Below are 16627 nucleotides of genomic sequence, written 5' to 3' on the forward strand. Positions count from 1 at the left end.
ATCAAAACTTCATAAAACTGGTCTGCTAAATCCTAGCCGTCGTTAATACCGATTGAGATCCGCGATATTACTGACATCTTTCGGAGAAAAGGCTGAAATGCAGTAAAAACTTGCTTTATTTGTAGGCTTGTCTTGTGGTCGCTAGTTGCGTTTGCAAAAAAGTTACAAAGAATTTATCAGTAGTACGGAAACTGTACTTTATATAAAAAATATATATAACCGATCGCAAGCTAGCTAGAACAAGGTCTAACCCCAAAGATTATGGTGCTTGTAGCGTTTTTATTGTCTGTAATTCAAGGATTATTGCCAATAACCTTAACTTATGCCTGGATTTTAGGGCGAGTAACTTACGCTGACAATGAGCGCATCCTATGCACTCACAAGGTTTTGAAACTTTGCCACCAAGTTTGACAGCGTTAGCGATCGCTAACGCACCCTAGCCAACAAAAAGCCCCCTGCAAGCAGGGGGCTTTTAACCGAAGTGCTTTTTATGACTAAGTATTTACTAACTCTGACTGCATCTCAGGCTGGGCGGGTTCTTCCTCAGTGATGCCGTAAATGGAGTTGTACAGTTTGACATACTCTTTCGCGGATGTGTCCCAACTGAAGTCCATCTGCATACCCCGCTTCTGCAACTCCTGCCATTGCGGTTTGAAGCGGAAAGCTTCCCATGCCCGAACCATACAGGTGTAAAGGTCTAGGGGTTCATAACGGTCGAAGGAGTACCCCGTACCAGCGTGGTTCACTGGGTCGTGGAAAGAAACGGTATCGACTAAGCCACCTGTGCGACGGACAATCGGCACGCAGCCATAACGCATCGCCAGCATTTGGCTAATGCCGCAAGGTTCAAAGCGGCTAGGCATGAGGAAAGCATCGCTACCTGCATAGATGCGTCTGGAGAGAGCATCGTTATAGAGTAAGTAGTTTGCCATGCGACCAGGGTAGCGGGAAGCCATTTGCCACATCTGGGTTTCGTAATAGCGATCGCCTGTACCCAGGAGGACAAACTGAGCATCGGTATACGCCATAAAGCGATCGAGCATTTGAATCACAAGATCGATGCCTTTCTGCTCCACCAGTCGCGTTACCATGCCAATCACAAAGGCATTTTTGTTAACTTCTAAGCCGACTTCTTCTTGCAGTGCAATTTTGTTGGCTTGACGTTTCTCAAGAGTATCAATTGTGAAGGTCTGAGTAATGTATTTGTCAGTGGCGGGGTCGTAAACCTCCGTATCGATGCCGTTAACAATACCGGATAACTTTCCGCTAATGAAAGACAGCAAACCTTCCAACGTTTCGCCATAAGCGGGGGTTTGAATTTGCTGGGCGTAGGTGGGGGAAACGGTGTTCACCTTGTTTGCAAACTGCACCGCTGCTGCCATTGTGTTGTGTCCTTGCATATACCAAGGACACCAAGTAATTTTCTCTAAATACCAACGCCAAGGCCCTTGATAAGCCAGATTATGAATCGTGAAGACGGTGGTAATATCGGGATCTTGGTTCATCCACACCGGAATCATCCCGGTGTGCCAGTCATGGCAGTGGATAATTTGCGGCTTCCAGTAATTCCAGCAAAACTCTGCTGCACCGTTAGCAAACAGCGTGAACCGCCAGTCTTCATCGTCCCCAGAATAGATGCGACGTGGCATGAAAGCCGGATGACCAAATAGGTACAGTGGCACATCGGTTCCAGGTAGAACGGTTTCATAAACTGAGAACGACTGGAACATGGCAGAACCCGACCAAACAGGGTCTTTGGGAATCTCCATTTTGTCGGGCAGCATACCGTAGTAAGGCATGAAGATTCGCACATCATGCCCCATTTTTCGCAGAATTTTTGGTAAGGCACCAACGACATCACCCATCCCACCCACTTTGGCGATGGGCGCTGCTTCAGCTGCAACAAACAGAATTCGCATTATTGCTGGCGTTTCCTGAAATATTTTGGTTACATCATACCGAGTCAGGGGATCGCCTACCCGATTTTGGATTTTGATTTTGGATTAATGACCGCGTCCGACTTCGGTAAAAATCTCTTCTAAAATTGCCGAAGCTCCCTGTTCCCGTAACCGATGGGCAAGCTGAATTCCGATTTGTTCGGCATCGCTGGCAGCACCGCTAACGGTATCTTTAATCATCCGCTTGCCGTCTAAACTGGCAACCATGCCCGTTAAGGTGAGGGTATCGCCGTCAATCTGAGTATTCACCCCGATTGGCACCTGGCAGCCACCTTCTAGGTTCCGTAAAAAGGCTCTTTCGGCGTAGCAGCGTTGGGCAGTGGGTTGATGCTCTAGTACCTTGAGTAATTCCAAAATTTCGGTGTCACCAGCACGGCATTCGATGCCTAAAGCACCTTGTCCGACAGCATGGAGGGATACTTCAGGGGCAATAACTTGATGAATGCGATCGCTCATTCCCAGGCGGTGCAATCCTGCTACTGCCAAAATAATTCCGTCGTATTCACCTGTATCTAGTTTTGCGAGTCGGGTGTTTAGGTTGCCCCGAATATCTTTAAAGGATAGGTGAGGATAGTGGTGGCGCAGCTGTGCCAGTCGCCGCAGGGAGGACGTTCCAATTACAGCCCCTTCTGGCAGGGTTTCCAGTTGCTTATCTTTATGCTTTTCATGCACGACAAGGGCGTCTGCCGGATTTTCCCGTTCGCTAACGCATCCTAAAACCAATCCTTCTGGCAAGTTGGTAGGCAAATCCTTCAGGGAATGCACGGCAAAGTCTGTTTCTTGGTTGAGCATTCCCAGTTCGAGTTCTTTCGTAAAGAGTCCCTTATCGCCAATCTTGGCTAAGGCAACATCTAGAATTTTGTCCCCTTGAGTCGCCATCGTGTGGACTTCAAAGGTACATTCGGGAAAGTGTTTCTGGAGTTGTTCTTGCACCCAGTAAGTCTGGACGAGTGCGAGTTGGCTTTTGCGAGAACCGATGCGGATAGTACGAGCCGGACTAGAAACTGTAGGAGACATAAAGCGATCGCCTGAACACAGCAAATAAAGTCACCTGTTCTAGACTACCGCAGGCGTGACTGTAATAGGCCTGGAGTTTGATGGCAACACTCTCAATATAAGTTAAGTAATATAAATTCTCCCGGATGCTGGAAGTGAGACACTCATCGCTGATTTACGTTTAGCAGTGACAGCATCATTAATAGAGCGATCGCGTTCTTCAAGAGTCATCGAATTTACAGGCTACAAGCCATTGCCAATCAAGATGAACGGTGCCCAATAATAAGGGTGGCTCAGGCGAGCGATCGCATCTGGTGATGAAGTATTGCCAATACGTTCGATGACAATGCCCCCGCGCTTTTGATCCAAAGCTGTATAGTCGCTACTAATCAGAGCAGTTTGTGCCTGACGCAGGGCTTCAGCTTTTGTAGTGTTGCCCTTTTTGAGAGTTGCATAGAAGGCATTCATTAAGGCTTGAGTCCCGCCATCATCGACTGTCCAAAGAGATGCGATCGCAGCCCTTGCCCCTGCTCTCTGCATCTGGTACCCTAAGCCGAGAATCTCTTCACCATTCCCCAGTTTTCCGCCCAATCCGGTTTCACAGGCAGAAAGAACTACCAAATCAACGTTTTTGAGGCTCCATTTTTGGATATCTCGGAGGGTGATGCGATCGCCATTACCAAAGAGAATAAAAGAATCATCCGGTGTCCCCACGACAAACGCGGCATGAGTCGCTAGATGCACGACGGTGTAGTCATCCATTTTAGGAACGGTGACTTGAGGGGTGAAGGCTTTATCGATGAGTTTGGTTGTAGTGGGAACGGTCTTGGCTAAATTTTCTACCTCAGTTCCAGCAAAGGGCAACCCAGCAAAGTTAAAGTCTTGTCCACCAACCGTGAAACTGTAGCGTCCGGTGGCAAAGGCACCGGCTAAAACTTGCAGTTGCCGTTGAGGTTGGGTATTGAGTTCTGTAAGGGAAGTGGCAGTAATGTTATTGATGCGGTAGCGTTGCACTAACCATTGTTGTCCATCGTACAAAGCCGCTAGGGGAATGTAACGCAGTTGAGCGTCGGGTGCATAGACAATCGTTTCGGCATCTGCGGCTTTCAGGTCTGGTTCTAGGGGTTTAATCAGCCAGTTGTAAAGTTGTTGGGCGGGGATTTTGGCGTCAGATTTGGGGTCTTGTAAGGCGCTGCGAAATGCTGCAATTGTCTCGTTGAGTTGTTTCTTGGAAACGTGGACGGTGCGCCGAATGGGGGGAGAGTCAGGGGTGGTGAGGATGAGTTCGATGCGGTCGTCCAGAATTAAGGGGTAGAGGAGGACTGCCTTTTGTTGCAGATTTTTCAGGTTATCTTGTAAGCCAATCAGGTCTTCTAAATCGTCCACCAAATCTGGTTTCCTGCTCTTGGGACTCAGCTGCTGAATCAGTGCCAATACTTCTGGACTTTCGCTGAAGTTATTGAAATCTTCGATAATTTTTTCTTGGGATTTCACCAATTGAGCGATGCGCTGTTCTTGTGCTGGGGTGCGGTTTTCGGGTCGTATTTGTCGTAGTTGAGTGAGTTCTTTGCCAATTTCTACCGCTTTGTCCAGAACCACTTCATAACTCGCCCAAGTCTGTTGTTCTAGTAGGAGATTCGGTAATCCTTGATTAGTATTGTTATTGCCTCGCACGTTGCGGAGGTAATCGTCGAGTTCTTGTACTTTGAGCAAATCTAAAACTCTTTGTGCTTCGAGGATTCGGTCTTGTTTGAGGAGAAGGTTAGCAAGATGACGATATACATTATTAGGAGATGTTTGAGAACAAGCGTTTTGTCTTGCACTGGGTAAGACTTGCAAATTTTTACGAAAGGCTTCAGTGATACTAACAAATTGTTTGTAAAAGATAATTGCTAATTCCGGTTGATTTTGTGCTTCCAACACAGAACCAATGGTATTGAGAGCAGTAGCTTCTTGAGAGCGTGAAGTGTAGGTATCGCCCTTAGACGAATCGCCGATTTCTCTGTAAGTTGCTAGAGCCTGCTGAAAGGATTCTAAAGCTTGAGGGTACTGTTTTAGTGCGACGTAAGACCACCCAATATTATCGAGAGTAGAGAGTTCTTCCCTGCGTGAAGCGTAGCTACCGCCGCTGTTACGATCGCCCATTTCTCTGTAAATTGCTAAAGCCTGCTGGAAATAGTCCAAAGCTTGGGTATGCTGTCCCAGATCCGTGTAGCTCCATCCAATTAGCCTGGAGATAAACGCCTCCTGCTTGCGGTTACTCCCTTTCCGCTCGACCTCCAATGCCTTCTGAAAAGACTGTGCTGCCTCTGGCAACTGATTGTTCCTAAGCTGCTGCAACCCTTCTACAAGCAGGCGAGCCACTGCTCGATCGGAGATAGGTGTTTCTTCAGCGAGACTCCTGCGACTATAAACCTTCTGAAGGCTTTGGAGAGTTCTTTCTTCTCCTGTGCGATCGCAGGAGTCTCTTCTAATTACCCAAGCCTGCTGGTAGTATTCCAAGGCTTGGGAGTACTGTTTCAGGTTTTCATCATAAACCTTCCCAATATTGTTGAGAATGCGGACTTCTCTTGTAAGGTCGCCAAGTTCTGTATAAATGGCTAGAGCCTGCTGAGAGTATTCCAAACCTTGAGAGTACTGTTTTGAGTCGAAGTAAAACTCCCCAATTTCGCTGAGAGTGTAAGCTTGTTTCTTGCGAGCGCCGAGTTCTGTGTAAATCGCTAGAGCCTGCTTGAGGTATTCCAGCCCCTGAGAAGACTGTCCCGACTCTAAGTAAAAATCCCCAATTTCCTCGAAAGTCTCGGCTTCTGACTCGCGAGCGCCAAGCTCTCTGTAAATGGCTAGAGCCTGCTGATAGTATTTCAAAGCCTGAATAGGTGGTTCTGCTTGAGCGTAGATCGATCCGATTCTTCTAGTTATAGTAGCCTCGCCTGCACGGTCGCCACGCTCTCGATATTTCTCCAATGCCTGTTGCAGGGACTGTAACACTTCTTGAAATTGACCGTCTTCAACCTGCTCCAAGAGGCGTTCTGCTTCTGTCTCGCTGAGAATGGCTACTCCACTTTGAGCAAGCTGAACCCTGCGAATATTCTCAAGATAAGCAGCTTCTCTCCTACGATCGCCGAGTTCTCTATAGATTTCCAGACCCTGTTGGAAGTATTTCAAAGCCTGAGAGGGCTGTTTTAGATCGTGAAAGTAAATCCACCCGATGCTGCCGAGAGTGGAGGCTTCTGCCTTGCGCTCTCCCATATCTGTGTAAATAGCTAAAGCCTGCTTGAGGTATTCCAGCCCCTGAGTGGACTGTCCCGATTCCAAGTAAAACTCCCCAATTTCCTCGAAAGCCTCGGCTTCGTCCTCGCGAGCGCCAATCTCTCTGTAAATGGCTAGAGCCTGCTGGAAGTATTCCAAAGCCTGAGTATGTTGTCCTACCTCACCGTAGATCGAACCAATCTCTAAAGTTGTAGACGCTTCCTCTGCACGGTCGCCAAGCTTTCGATAAATATCCAATACCTGTTGAAAGGTCTGTGATGCTTCTCGAAATTGACCGTTTTTGAGCTGCTGCTCACCCTGCTCAAAGAGCTGCTCGTAGAGGCGTTCTTCTTCTGCGATTTTAGGAATGGCTGCTCCACTTTGAGCGAGCTGAACCCTGCGAATATTATCGAGATAAGCAGCTTCTTTTTGGCGATCGCCGAGTTCTCGGTGGATTGCTAGACCCTGCTGGAAGGACTCCATAGCCATAGGGTACTGCTCTAAGTCAAAGTAAGACCAGCCAATATTGCCGAGAGTGTAGGCTTCTTTTTGGCGATCGCCAATTTCTCTAAAAATGGCTAGAGCTTGCTGAAAGTATTCCAAAGCCTGGGTATGTTGTTCTACGTTCCTGTATATCGATCCAATTCTTCTAGTTATGGCAGCCTCTTCTGCACGGTTGCCACGCTCTCGATAAATCTCCAACACCTGTTGAAAAGTCTGTGAAGCTTCTCGAAGTTGACTGTCTTTTAGCTGCCGACGACCCTGCTTAATGAGGCGATCTACTTCTGCCTTATCAAGGATAGGTACTCCACTTTGAGCGAGCTGAACCCTACGAATATTCTCAAGATAAGCAGCTTCTCCTCTACGATCGCTGAGTTCTCTGGAAATTGCCAGAGCTTGCTGGAAGGCATCCAAAGCCTGAGAGTACTGTTTCAACTCAAAGTAAGACTTTCCAATATTGCCAAGAGTCGAGCCTTCTCTCCTGCGATCGCCAATTTCTCTGGAAATGACCAAAGCAGCTTGAAATTTCTGCAAAGCTTCTCGAATTTGACCTCTATTTAGTAACTGAACTCCCTCTTTGTTCAGCTGTAACGCCTCAGCCTTTCTGTCTTGGGTCGTTTGCGCCTGTACCGCAAGAGGCTCAAACTTCAAGGTAAGCGGTAAAAGGGGAGATGTCAGCGAAAGCAGTAAAGTAGCAGTGGCAAGGCTGAGAGATTTGAGACAGTAGTGCATTGGCAAATTCTCCAGCAGCTGATTTATAGATTTGGTCGCTCCATCATCTATATCTTTATCTGAACCGGAGTTATGCAAAAATCTAATTGGTCGCTAAGGGCCTTGCAGAATAGAGTTGGAATAGAGCGATCGCATTCTTCACTATTTCATTTCAGTAGTGCGATCGCATTCTCGCTTTACTTATCGGCGTTGCTTAGATATTGCTCTAATTGTGCTGTACGTTGTTGTGTTACCTCTGCAAGGCAATTACTGTAAACCATCGGTTCCATTGTTCCGCCTGCAAATTCAGTTCTTTCATAAGTACAACTAGCATCTCTAAACTTGATCCAAGCTTGCTGCGCTGAAATTAATTTCTGTCGCCGCGAGCTTTGCAATCTTGGTAGGAGTTGTTTGTATACTTGGTTCAACTTTTTATCTGCATTTTGGTAATCTATTCCAGCGCAGGCATTCATTTCTCCTTGAGTCTGAGGATTGTTGCAGTTAGGTCGTTGAGCTAGGCGGATTCCCGATACATCTGGTGTTGCATTTGCATTTGTCACCGCCGCAGTACCTAAACTGAGCAAAGCTGCCACACCTACAATTGCGGGTAATAACTTATTCATGGTCAAATCTTGAATTCTGTGTAGCCAATAACATAGCAAAAAGGTCATAGCAACAAAGTGAAATGCGATCGCTCTTGATGAGCATCGGCTAGCATTGGCAAATGACGACTCCTGTTAGACCTATTAATCTATTTGAGTACGAAAGGCTAGCCAACCAGCACCTCTCTCAGATGGCGCTGGATTACTACGCTAGCGGTGCTTGGGACGAAATCACGCTGCGGGATAATCGAGCAGCCTTTGAACGCTACAAACTCCGTCCTCGGATGCTGGTAGATGTCAGCCAGCGAGATTTAAGTACCACGATCCTCGGTCAATCTCTACAACTGCCCATTCTCATCGCGCCGATGGCGTTTCAGTGTTTGGCGCATCCAGACGGTGAAATTGCTACTGCCAAAGCTGCGGCAAAAATGGGGACCGCGATGGTATTGAGTACCTTAGCAACCAAAAGTATAGAAGAAGTTGCCAGCGTCGGGAATCAGACACCGCAGTGGTTTCAGTTGTATGTGCATCGCGATCGCGCCCTTACCCGTGCTTTGGTAGAACGCGCCTATGCTGCCGGTTTCCAAGCGCTGTGTCTGACAGTTGATGCGCCTCTGCTGGGTAAGCGAGAGCGAGATACGCGAAATCAGTTTGTTTTGCCATCGGGGATGGAACTGGCTAATTTAGCGACGTTGACAGATTTAGAGATTTCCTATAAACCCGGCGAATCGGGTTTATTTGCCTATTTTTTAGAGCAGCTAAACCCAGCGCTAACTTGGAAGGATTTGGAATGGGTGCAATCTCTGTCGCCTTTGCCCTTGGTGGTAAAAGGGATTTTGCGGGGAGATGATGCGCTTCGGGCGGTGGAACATGGAGCCAAAGCGGTGATTGTTTCTAATCACGGGGGCAGACAATTGGATGGAGCGATCGCTACGATTGATGCTCTGAGTGAGGTGGTTGCGGCTGTGGGGGACACCGCAGAAGTTCTGGTGGATGGCGGTATCCGTCGCGGCACTGATGTCCTCAAAGCCCTGGCATTAGGGGCAAAAGCCGTATTATTGGGACGCCCGGTGTTGTGGGGATTAGCGGTAGGGGGAGAGGCGGGTGTCCGACACGTACTGGAGCTTTTGCGAGATGAACTTGATTTAGCGATCGCTTTGAGTGGCTGCGCCAAGTTACAAGATATTGACTCCAGTTTGGTGCTGCGGTTGTAGGAATGCTTGGTGTTGCGCTTGCCGATGAGAAGATGCGATCGCCTCTTTAAGACGGTAAATTCGCTGTATGTGACTAGGATCACCCAGTCCTGGAAATACGATCACATTTTCTCCGGCATGTCAATCACCTAATGTTAGATAAAAACTATTCATATTAGTAGTATCAGAATCTTATGCGCTAATTTATCTGCTGTGGGGGGGAGTTTGAGATGCTGGAAAAACTAATGGTAGCCGCGACTCTAACATTCTCTCTCAATGTATTTTTGGGACATAGCTGGTCAACTGCCCCTCAAATGGCATCAGAACTCAACTTGCAAGAAACCGCATCGCAAATCATCAGCCTCTTACCTCGCCCAAATACTCACACTCCAGAGAATGGCAGCGGTTCTAATTCTGTACGATAAAGCTTGATGTTTTCCCGAATGGTTTATGCTGGGGAAAATAGAGAGCTACCGCTGCACAACTCGATATGAAACCCCAAATCGCCGCAACAGCAGCACTGCTGACCACACTTTCCTTCGCTGCTCCTGCAAAAGCTGAAAACGTCGAACATACTAGACAGTTATTAGCGACTAAACAATGTTCGCAATGCAACCTCAGGGGTGCTGGTTTAGCTTTAGCTGACTTGTCAGGAGCTAATCTCACCGGCGCTGATTTGAGCCGTGCTAATCTCAGCCGTGCCAACTTGAGTGGAGCTGACCTCAGGGGTGCTAATCTGAGCGGGACTTCCCTATTTGGGGTCAATCTGAGCGGTGCAAACTTGACAGGTGCGAACCTGGCAGGCGCTGACCTGAGAGAAACTTTTCTTGTTAATGCAAATTTGGCGGGTGCTAACATCAATGGTGCTAACTTGCAGGCGGCTATTGGCATCCCTAGCTATGCAGCCACGCCTGAAGATTTCTACGCATGGGGTGTAGCAGAGGGTCAAAAAGGAGACCAACAAGGGGCAATCGATCATTTCAACCAATCGCTGGCTCTTAAGCCCAACTTTGCCCCCGCATATCTAGCGAGAGGAGTAGCGCGTTATCAAATGGGCGATCGCTCCGGAGCCGTTCTGGATTCTCAGAAAGCTTCCGAACTTTTTACCATCCAGGGAAATATTCAAGGCTATCAGACTAGCCAAGTTTTCATTAAAGAGCTGACAACACCTTTGCAGGAAGCGGGTAGCAGCGGCGGAAATTTGGCGAATTTCCTAGGAGGTATTGGTAGCTTACTCCTCCGATTGCTTTTTTAATTCTGCTAGGGTGGGTTAAAATCCCTGCCCAGTATTTACGAGTCAGTTTATGACGATATCCAGTAATTTGTGGCAGGAAAATCAAGATTTAGTGCAAGCCTGCCTCAAGCATCCTTTTGTCCAAGGCATTGCCGACGGCACGCTACACCAGGAGCAATTTGCTTACTATGTGGGGCAAGACGCCTTTTTCTTAGAAGCTTTTGCCCGTGCCTATAGCATTGCTGCGGCTAAAGCTCCCGACACGCAGGGATTTAATACGTTTCATTCCCTAGCTGGGGGCGTTTTAGATGAACTTTCCCTTCATCAAGGCTATGCAGATGAGTGGGGAGTCAACCTGCAAGTAGTAGAACCGGGAGCTGCTACACGCCGCTACACCGACTTTTTATTAGCAACAGCTTGGAGTTCGGAGGTTGGTCTAATTGCTGTGGCAATGGCACCCTGTATGCGTCTGTATGCTTTCTTAGGTCAGCAGATGGCTCAGAGTGGAATAAAAGACCATCAATACACTAACTGGATTCGCACTTATAGCAGTGAGGAATTTGAGCAACTAGCTCAGAAATTAGAAAATCTGGCTGATCGTTATGCCTCTACCACAGCATCTTTGAAATCAACTTACCGCTATGCGATGTTGTGCGAACAAGACTTTTTTCAAGCTGCTTGGGAGGCTATTGATTTAAAAATCTAGATTTCAATTGATAGCAATTCTCGATTGGATGCAGTACGGTTTAACCCTATCTCTGTGTCTTCCCGCTCACCCAGAAGGGTTTAATATTCTCTCCCCTCTCCGTGAAGGTCGAGAGGTTGGGGGTGAGGTTCCGAGTTGAAAAACAGTGTGGGTTAAGAAGATGTTTCTAAATATTATTGCAAGAACTCTATTTTTATCCCTTGATTTTATCTTTGATTTGCTGCCACAAGCTTTTTTTCTTCTGAGTGAATGCTACTTGAGCTGGTTTAGGTTCATTCAGATAACGATAGTGTTCCCAAATATCCCAATACGAACCACCTGGCTCTAAACGGACGCCCGCCCAGTGTACAAACTTCAGAGGTTGGTTAACTTTTGGATCGACTAATTTATAGCCTTCCTGCTTAAAATGCGGGCTTCCTGCCCAATTTCCAGGCCCCTTCCCGTTTTCTCGAACAATATTAAATCGTCGAGACATTCGCTTTAATACGAGATAATTAAGAATCGTTTGGTCGGAGTTCAAGACATAGAAATATTCAGGATGAGATGCACAAAATTCAAAAGTATCTTGCAAGTCTTGTTGAGTAATTAGGTTTTTCTTTGAACCCCAAAAACCACTATTGAAAACATCTTTCAATTCGTCTTCAGTGAAGATTTCTGTAATTTTGGGTGTAAAAACTTGTTTGATGCCTCCTGTGTATTGATAATCACAGCAGATAAAATCATTGTTTGCAAGATAATTAAGATTTTCTATGATTTTTTCAAATACAACAATATCAGTATCAATATATAGAAATTCATCGAAAGGGCCAAACCAACAGGCTAACTTGCGAAGCAAGTTGGGTCTATCTAAAAGGTTGTCACCACAGGTCTGCTTGACTAAATCATCTATCTTTTCTAATAACTGTAAATCTTCGTATATTTTTACCCCATAAGAATTAGTAATAATATCAGCGATCGCTTGATATTGATTGTTATAGGGAATCATCACAATCGGACTATCAGCGTCATAAGCCCGAATGCTATTCAATAGCGCGATCGCATTATCAATTACGCGATCGTTAGCAAGAATATAGATACCACGACTCATTCAAATATCCTCAACTGGTGAATCCAATTTTCTTTAAAACTCTTTTGGCTAAACTTGGAGCCTGATTGTAAGGTGTCGGTTTGGTTATAAACTTGGGGCGCTTCTCTGGTTCGTGAAGATAGCGATAATGCAAGAAAATATCCCGATAGGGAAAATCAATATTTTCTCCCTCACTAATCCGAGAAAACAATTTTGATGACAGCCCAATATAGTGTAAATAGGTTAGTCGTTTTCCCCGATCGTACAGAATATTATCCCTAGCTTCAAAATGGGAAGAAGTAACCGCATTTCCAGTCTTTTGGTCGTCAGGTAAACGCAGCGCCAAGTTATAAACTGGAATCTCTCCTCTCATCGTCATATAGTTAAGAACTGATTGGTTAGGCGCTGGCATAAATAAAATTTCTGCCTCGCCTTCCTCTAGCTTGGATACTAACCAATCTCTTTGTTCCTGGGGAAATAACCCTCGCTTCCCGGCGTACATTCCGGCACAAAATATCTCTGTGCTAAGCCGGTTTTTATCAACAAGTTCTAATAATTTTGGTGACTGGAGATTAAAGATATGATTGGGGGATTTATACTGAAAATCATAAACTACAAAATCATTCTCATTTAATTTATCAAAGATAATTTTTAAGGAATCCATGACTACGATATCGGCATCTAAGTAGATAAACCTTTCAAAAGGGCTATCCGCATCAAAGGCGCAGTATCGCCGATTCATGCCTATACGATTAACACCGGGGATTCCTTGTTCTTGCCAAGTCTTTAAAGCAGTTGGATGAGCTGCCCATACCCGTTTAGAAAAATCTTCCCAACGAGCAAACAAGTTAACATCATCCAGCAAGGTTACATTTTCCCGATTAGCGATTTCCGCGCGAACTCGATCTACTCGATTATCATAGGCAATAACGCAGACTGGGATTTCTTTACCGACATTGACTTCTATGCTATTTAATAGAGCAACGAGTTGGTCGTAGACTACATCATTCGCTAGTGTATAGATGCCGTCTGTCATATAAAAATCCTCAGCAGGTTAATTTGAATAATACATTAAAATCTTTTTAGGAGCTTCCTGATGTCTAAAACACAAAGGCAGAATTAATGTCAATTGCTAGCTGTTCACTGTGGATTTTGGTAGCGCGAACCGATCTGCCGTTCATGATGCACACCATTCCTCATCTAGTGAAGATGAGTAAATTCAAGTTTAGCGAACGGGTGTTGGCTGTAGATACGGCACCGCTAACGGGGGACAAAGTCGGGCGTCCAGGCATCGGTACTCTAGAACAGTTACGGGAGCGCTGCGATCGCTTGCTGCGTGATGGTGTGGTAGACAAGGTAGTCGATATTGACTACTCCGGAGCCTATCACGACCGAGTATATCGCAAACATTTTGGCAGCCGCATCCGGTATACACATAACTATAAGGGCTACCCCATTTTGGGCACGATTTTTCACATTGAAGAAGCCCAAGGTGACTATATGCTTCACTATGACAGCGATATGCTGCTCCATCAGCAACCCGATTATAGCTGGGTAGAAGAGGGGATGAAGTTGATGCAACAACACCCGGAAGTGATGGCAATCAGACCGCTGACTGGGCCACCGACAGAGGATGGTAATATGTATCAACGGGTGCCCTATGAGCGGAACCCGCATGGTTTCTACACATTTAAGTTTTTCAGCAGTCGCATTTACTTAATTGACAAGAAGCGTTTCGACAAGTTACTTCCATTACCAGTGCTGTGGCGTCCTTATCGGCAAAAGATTGCCAATCGGTTGCCAGTGAGGTTACAAACGATATTGAACAATATCGCTGGTAAAGGGGCTTTGGATTCTTGGGAAGTGATGGTATCGAACCAACTGGAGGCGACGCAGTATGTCCGAGGGGTTCTCGATTCTCCGAAAGCCTGGACGGTTCATCCAAAAGACCGGGGTTCAGAATTTATCGAAGCTTTACCTAAAATAATCGAGAAGGTTGAAACAGGGTGGTATCCTCCGGAACAAGCCGGTCATTATGACCTTCAGTTGAAACATTGGCTTTGACAGAGCGTTTGAAGATTTCTTGTATTGCTTGATTTTCAAGATTTACCGTAGTTATCCATGCTTATCTCCATCCCTCATGGCTGAACAGCTTCCAACGATTTATTTTTATCTTCCCGAATCGGACTGGCCTGATAGCAACATTCCGGTGAATCCTGAAACTTATCAAGAAGTTTATAAAAGTGGTAAATGCACTGGCACGTACAACTGGATATTACAAACCTATCTTCGGCTGAAAGCTGATGGTTTTCCCTGCGAAATTGCCGGGAAAATACCTGCTGAGGGTATTGTTGTTGCGTGGACAAGTACTGTACCACCTGAGCTGCGACCGGGGCCAAAACTAATATTAGTGGTTGTTTGTGGGGATAAAGGGAAACACCGTTACGCACAGCTTCATGTTGTCCAAAATCGCCAGGAAATGCTCTATCCACACATACATGTTGGGGATAAATATCTGTTTCCAGGAGAAAAGTATTACATTCCGCATTGGCCTCAACCAGGGTTGATCCCGCGAGATCCAGCACGAGGCGATCGCTTTGAGAATGTTGCCTATCTGGGTCGTAAAGAAAATTTGGTAGTTGAACTGAGGCAACCGTCATGGCAGGAGCAGATGAATGCCTTAGGTTTGCGGTTTCAGGTAGTCAGAAACCCGATTCAATGGAACGACTACAGTGAGATTGATGCAATCGTGGCTGTACGCAGCTTTAATCGTAAAAATGATTACTACTGGAAACCAGCTTCAAAGCTTTACAATGCCTGGATTGCTGGCGTACCTGCAATTCTAGGACGATGCGAGTCTGGGTACCGATTGGAGCGCAAAAGCGAACTCGACTATCTAGAAGCGGGTTCTGTTGATGAAGTGATTTTGGCACTGAAACGTCTTCGCGATGACAAAGAGTTGCGTCGTGCAATGGTTGAAAATGGTAAGCTCCGTGCGGAGGAACTACAACCCGATCAGCTCGTCAGACAGTGGCGCACCTTTTTAACAGACATAGCAATTCCAGCTTACGACCGCTGGTGTACGGCTTCAAATTCGACCAGGAAAGTATTTTTAACACGCCGTGACTTAGCCACACAAACAAAGGGAATTCGCATTCGCCTAAGCAACTTAGTACATAAGGTTAAAAGTAGCTTTAGAAGACCGTTAATTCGTCAGTAATTCAGTAGTCTAGTTGATTGGTACCTCTACTCCTCTACTAATTTAGTCACATTTTTATACCATTATGATTGACAGTTTACCACCAATTTATTTTTATCTTCCGCAGTCAGACTGGCCTACTACTAATATTTTGGAGAGTCCTGAGGCTTACCGAGAAGCTTATAGCAGATGTAAATCTACCGGCTCGTATAACTGGATTTTACAAACCTATCTTCGCCTTAAAGCTGATGGCTTCCCCTGCGAATTGGTAGGAGAGATGCCTATTGAGGGTATTGTTGTGGCGTGGACAACTACTGTACCTAACAATTTGCAACCAGGGCCAAAACTATTACTAATTGTTGTTTGTGGAGATAAATCAAAACACCGCTACGCACAGCTACATGTTGTACAAAATCTCGAAGAGATGCTCAAACCATATAGGCTGCTCGGAGATAGATATTTGCTTCCCGGAAAAAAATATTATATTCCCCATTGGCCCCAACCAGGGTTGATCCCGCGAGATCCAGCACGGGGCGATCGCTTTGAAAATATTGCTTATTTGGGTCGGGAAGAAAATGTAGTAGCGGAACTAAAGCAGCCGTCGTGGCACCAGCAACTTAATGCCTTAGGTTTGCGTTTTCAGCTAGTCGGTACCCCTGTAGGCTGGAACGACTACAGTGGGGTTGATGCCATTCTGGCAGTACGTAGCTTCGGTCGCCAAAATGACTTTCACTGGAAACCTGCTTCAAAACTTTATAACTCTTGGTATGCTGGTGTACCTGCGATTCTTGGTTGCGAGTCAGCCTACCAAGCCGAGCGCAGAAACGAACTCGATTATATAGAAGTGACTTCGCTGGATGAAGTAATCCAAGCTCTCAAGCGACTTCGCGATGACAAAAAATTACGTCAGGCAATGGTTGAAAATGGTCGGCTACGTGCAGACGAACTACAACCTGAGAAACTTGTAGAGTGTTGGCGCACCTTCTTAACAGATGTAGCAATCCCAGCTTATCAACGCTGGTGTACATCCTCAAATTTGACTAGAAAAATATTTTTAACCCGCCGCGAACTAGCCGTTCAAACAACGGAAATGCGAAAGAGCTTACAACAAATGCGAAATTCGGCAGGGCTTCGCAGCGGAATCCGCTCAGCTATTTCCAAAGCCAGAAGAGTTTAAAACTTTTGCACAATTAATGCTGCTACGAGAGCCAT

13 protein-coding genes are annotated in these 16627 nt (G+C 46.1%); 7 read left to right on the forward strand and 6 right to left on the reverse strand.

The features are described from left to right. Positions 1-494: 494 nt before the first annotated feature. From glgA to NDA03_RS03455, 4 genes are all read right to left on the reverse strand, one after another. Positions 495-1919 carry a glycogen synthase GlgA gene (gene glgA / locus NDA03_RS03440; protein WP_190411276.1) on the reverse strand — a complete coding sequence of 475 codons (1425 nt, stop codon included), beginning with the start codon at positions 1917-1919 and terminating at the stop codon, positions 495-497. A gap of 84 nt (positions 1920-2003) precedes the next feature. Beyond that, entirely contained in the window at positions 2004-2975 is a 972-nt protein-coding gene (gene hemC, locus NDA03_RS03445) for a hydroxymethylbilane synthase (RefSeq protein WP_190411275.1), read from the reverse strand. Positions 2976-3197: 222 nt separating this feature from the next. Continuing rightward, complete coding sequence (locus tag NDA03_RS03450; RefSeq protein WP_348237307.1) at positions 3198-7436, reverse strand: tetratricopeptide repeat protein; 4239 nt, start codon at positions 7434-7436, stop codon at positions 3198-3200. Between the two features lie 176 nt (positions 7437-7612). Next, positions 7613-8038 (reverse strand): lysozyme inhibitor LprI family protein, encoded by a 426-nt coding sequence (locus tag NDA03_RS03455; protein WP_348237308.1) that lies wholly within the window; start codon positions 8036-8038, stop codon positions 7613-7615. 101 nt (positions 8039-8139) lie between these two features. Between NDA03_RS03455 and NDA03_RS03460 the strand changes: the two genes are divergently transcribed. The 4 genes from NDA03_RS03460 (at position 8140) to NDA03_RS03475 (ending at position 11150) form a co-directional block, all read left to right on the forward strand. Continuing rightward, entirely contained in the window at positions 8140-9231 is a 1092-nt protein-coding gene (locus tag NDA03_RS03460) for an alpha-hydroxy acid oxidase (protein ID WP_190432859.1), read from the forward strand. Positions 9232-9440: 209 nt separating this feature from the next. Next, positions 9441-9635, forward strand: coding sequence for a hypothetical protein (locus NDA03_RS03465; RefSeq protein ID WP_190411270.1), 195 nt, complete (start codon positions 9441-9443; stop codon positions 9633-9635). A gap of 65 nt (positions 9636-9700) precedes the next feature. Then, on the forward strand, positions 9701-10465 hold the full coding sequence (locus tag NDA03_RS03470; RefSeq protein WP_190667709.1) for a pentapeptide repeat-containing protein: 765 nt from the start codon (positions 9701-9703) through the stop codon (positions 10463-10465). A gap of 49 nt (positions 10466-10514) precedes the next feature. Beyond that, positions 10515-11150, forward strand: a complete 636-nt coding sequence (locus tag NDA03_RS03475; protein WP_348237309.1) for a TenA family protein — start codon at positions 10515-10517, stop codon at positions 11148-11150. Positions 11151-11343: 193 nt separating this feature from the next. On the opposite strand, the gene NDA03_RS03480 is transcribed toward NDA03_RS03475, so the two are convergent. Both NDA03_RS03480 and NDA03_RS03485 read right to left on the reverse strand, forming a co-directional pair. Continuing rightward, the gene (locus tag NDA03_RS03480) at positions 11344-12237 is read right to left on the reverse strand and encodes an Npun_R2821/Npun_R2822 family protein (RefSeq protein WP_190675441.1); all 894 of its coding nucleotides are present in this window, start codon (positions 12235-12237) and stop codon (positions 11344-11346) included. A 10-nt stretch (positions 12238-12247) separates the two neighbouring features. Further along, on the reverse strand, positions 12248-13252 hold the full coding sequence (locus tag NDA03_RS03485) for an Npun_R2821/Npun_R2822 family protein (RefSeq protein ID WP_348237310.1): 1005 nt from the start codon (positions 13250-13252) through the stop codon (positions 12248-12250). Between the two features lie 86 nt (positions 13253-13338). Between NDA03_RS03485 and NDA03_RS03490 the strand changes: the two genes are divergently transcribed. The 3 genes from NDA03_RS03490 to NDA03_RS03500 all read left to right on the forward strand — a co-directional run bounded on the left by NDA03_RS03490 (position 13339) and on the right by NDA03_RS03500 (position 16592). Further along, entirely contained in the window at positions 13339-14280 is a 942-nt protein-coding gene (locus tag NDA03_RS03490) for a glycosyltransferase family A protein (RefSeq protein ID WP_190411265.1), read from the forward strand. Between the two features lie 76 nt (positions 14281-14356). After that, entirely contained in the window at positions 14357-15436 is a 1080-nt protein-coding gene (locus tag NDA03_RS03495; RefSeq protein WP_348237311.1) for a hypothetical protein, read from the forward strand. Between the two features lie 64 nt (positions 15437-15500). Beyond that, complete coding sequence (locus NDA03_RS03500) at positions 15501-16592, forward strand: hypothetical protein (protein ID WP_190536887.1); 1092 nt, start codon at positions 15501-15503, stop codon at positions 16590-16592. Positions 16593-16627 lie beyond the last annotated feature (35 nt).

Source organism: Trichocoleus sp. Lan, from assembly GCF_039961855.1.
Lineage (GTDB): Bacteria > Cyanobacteriota > Cyanobacteriia > Cyanobacteriales > FACHB-T130 > FACHB-T130.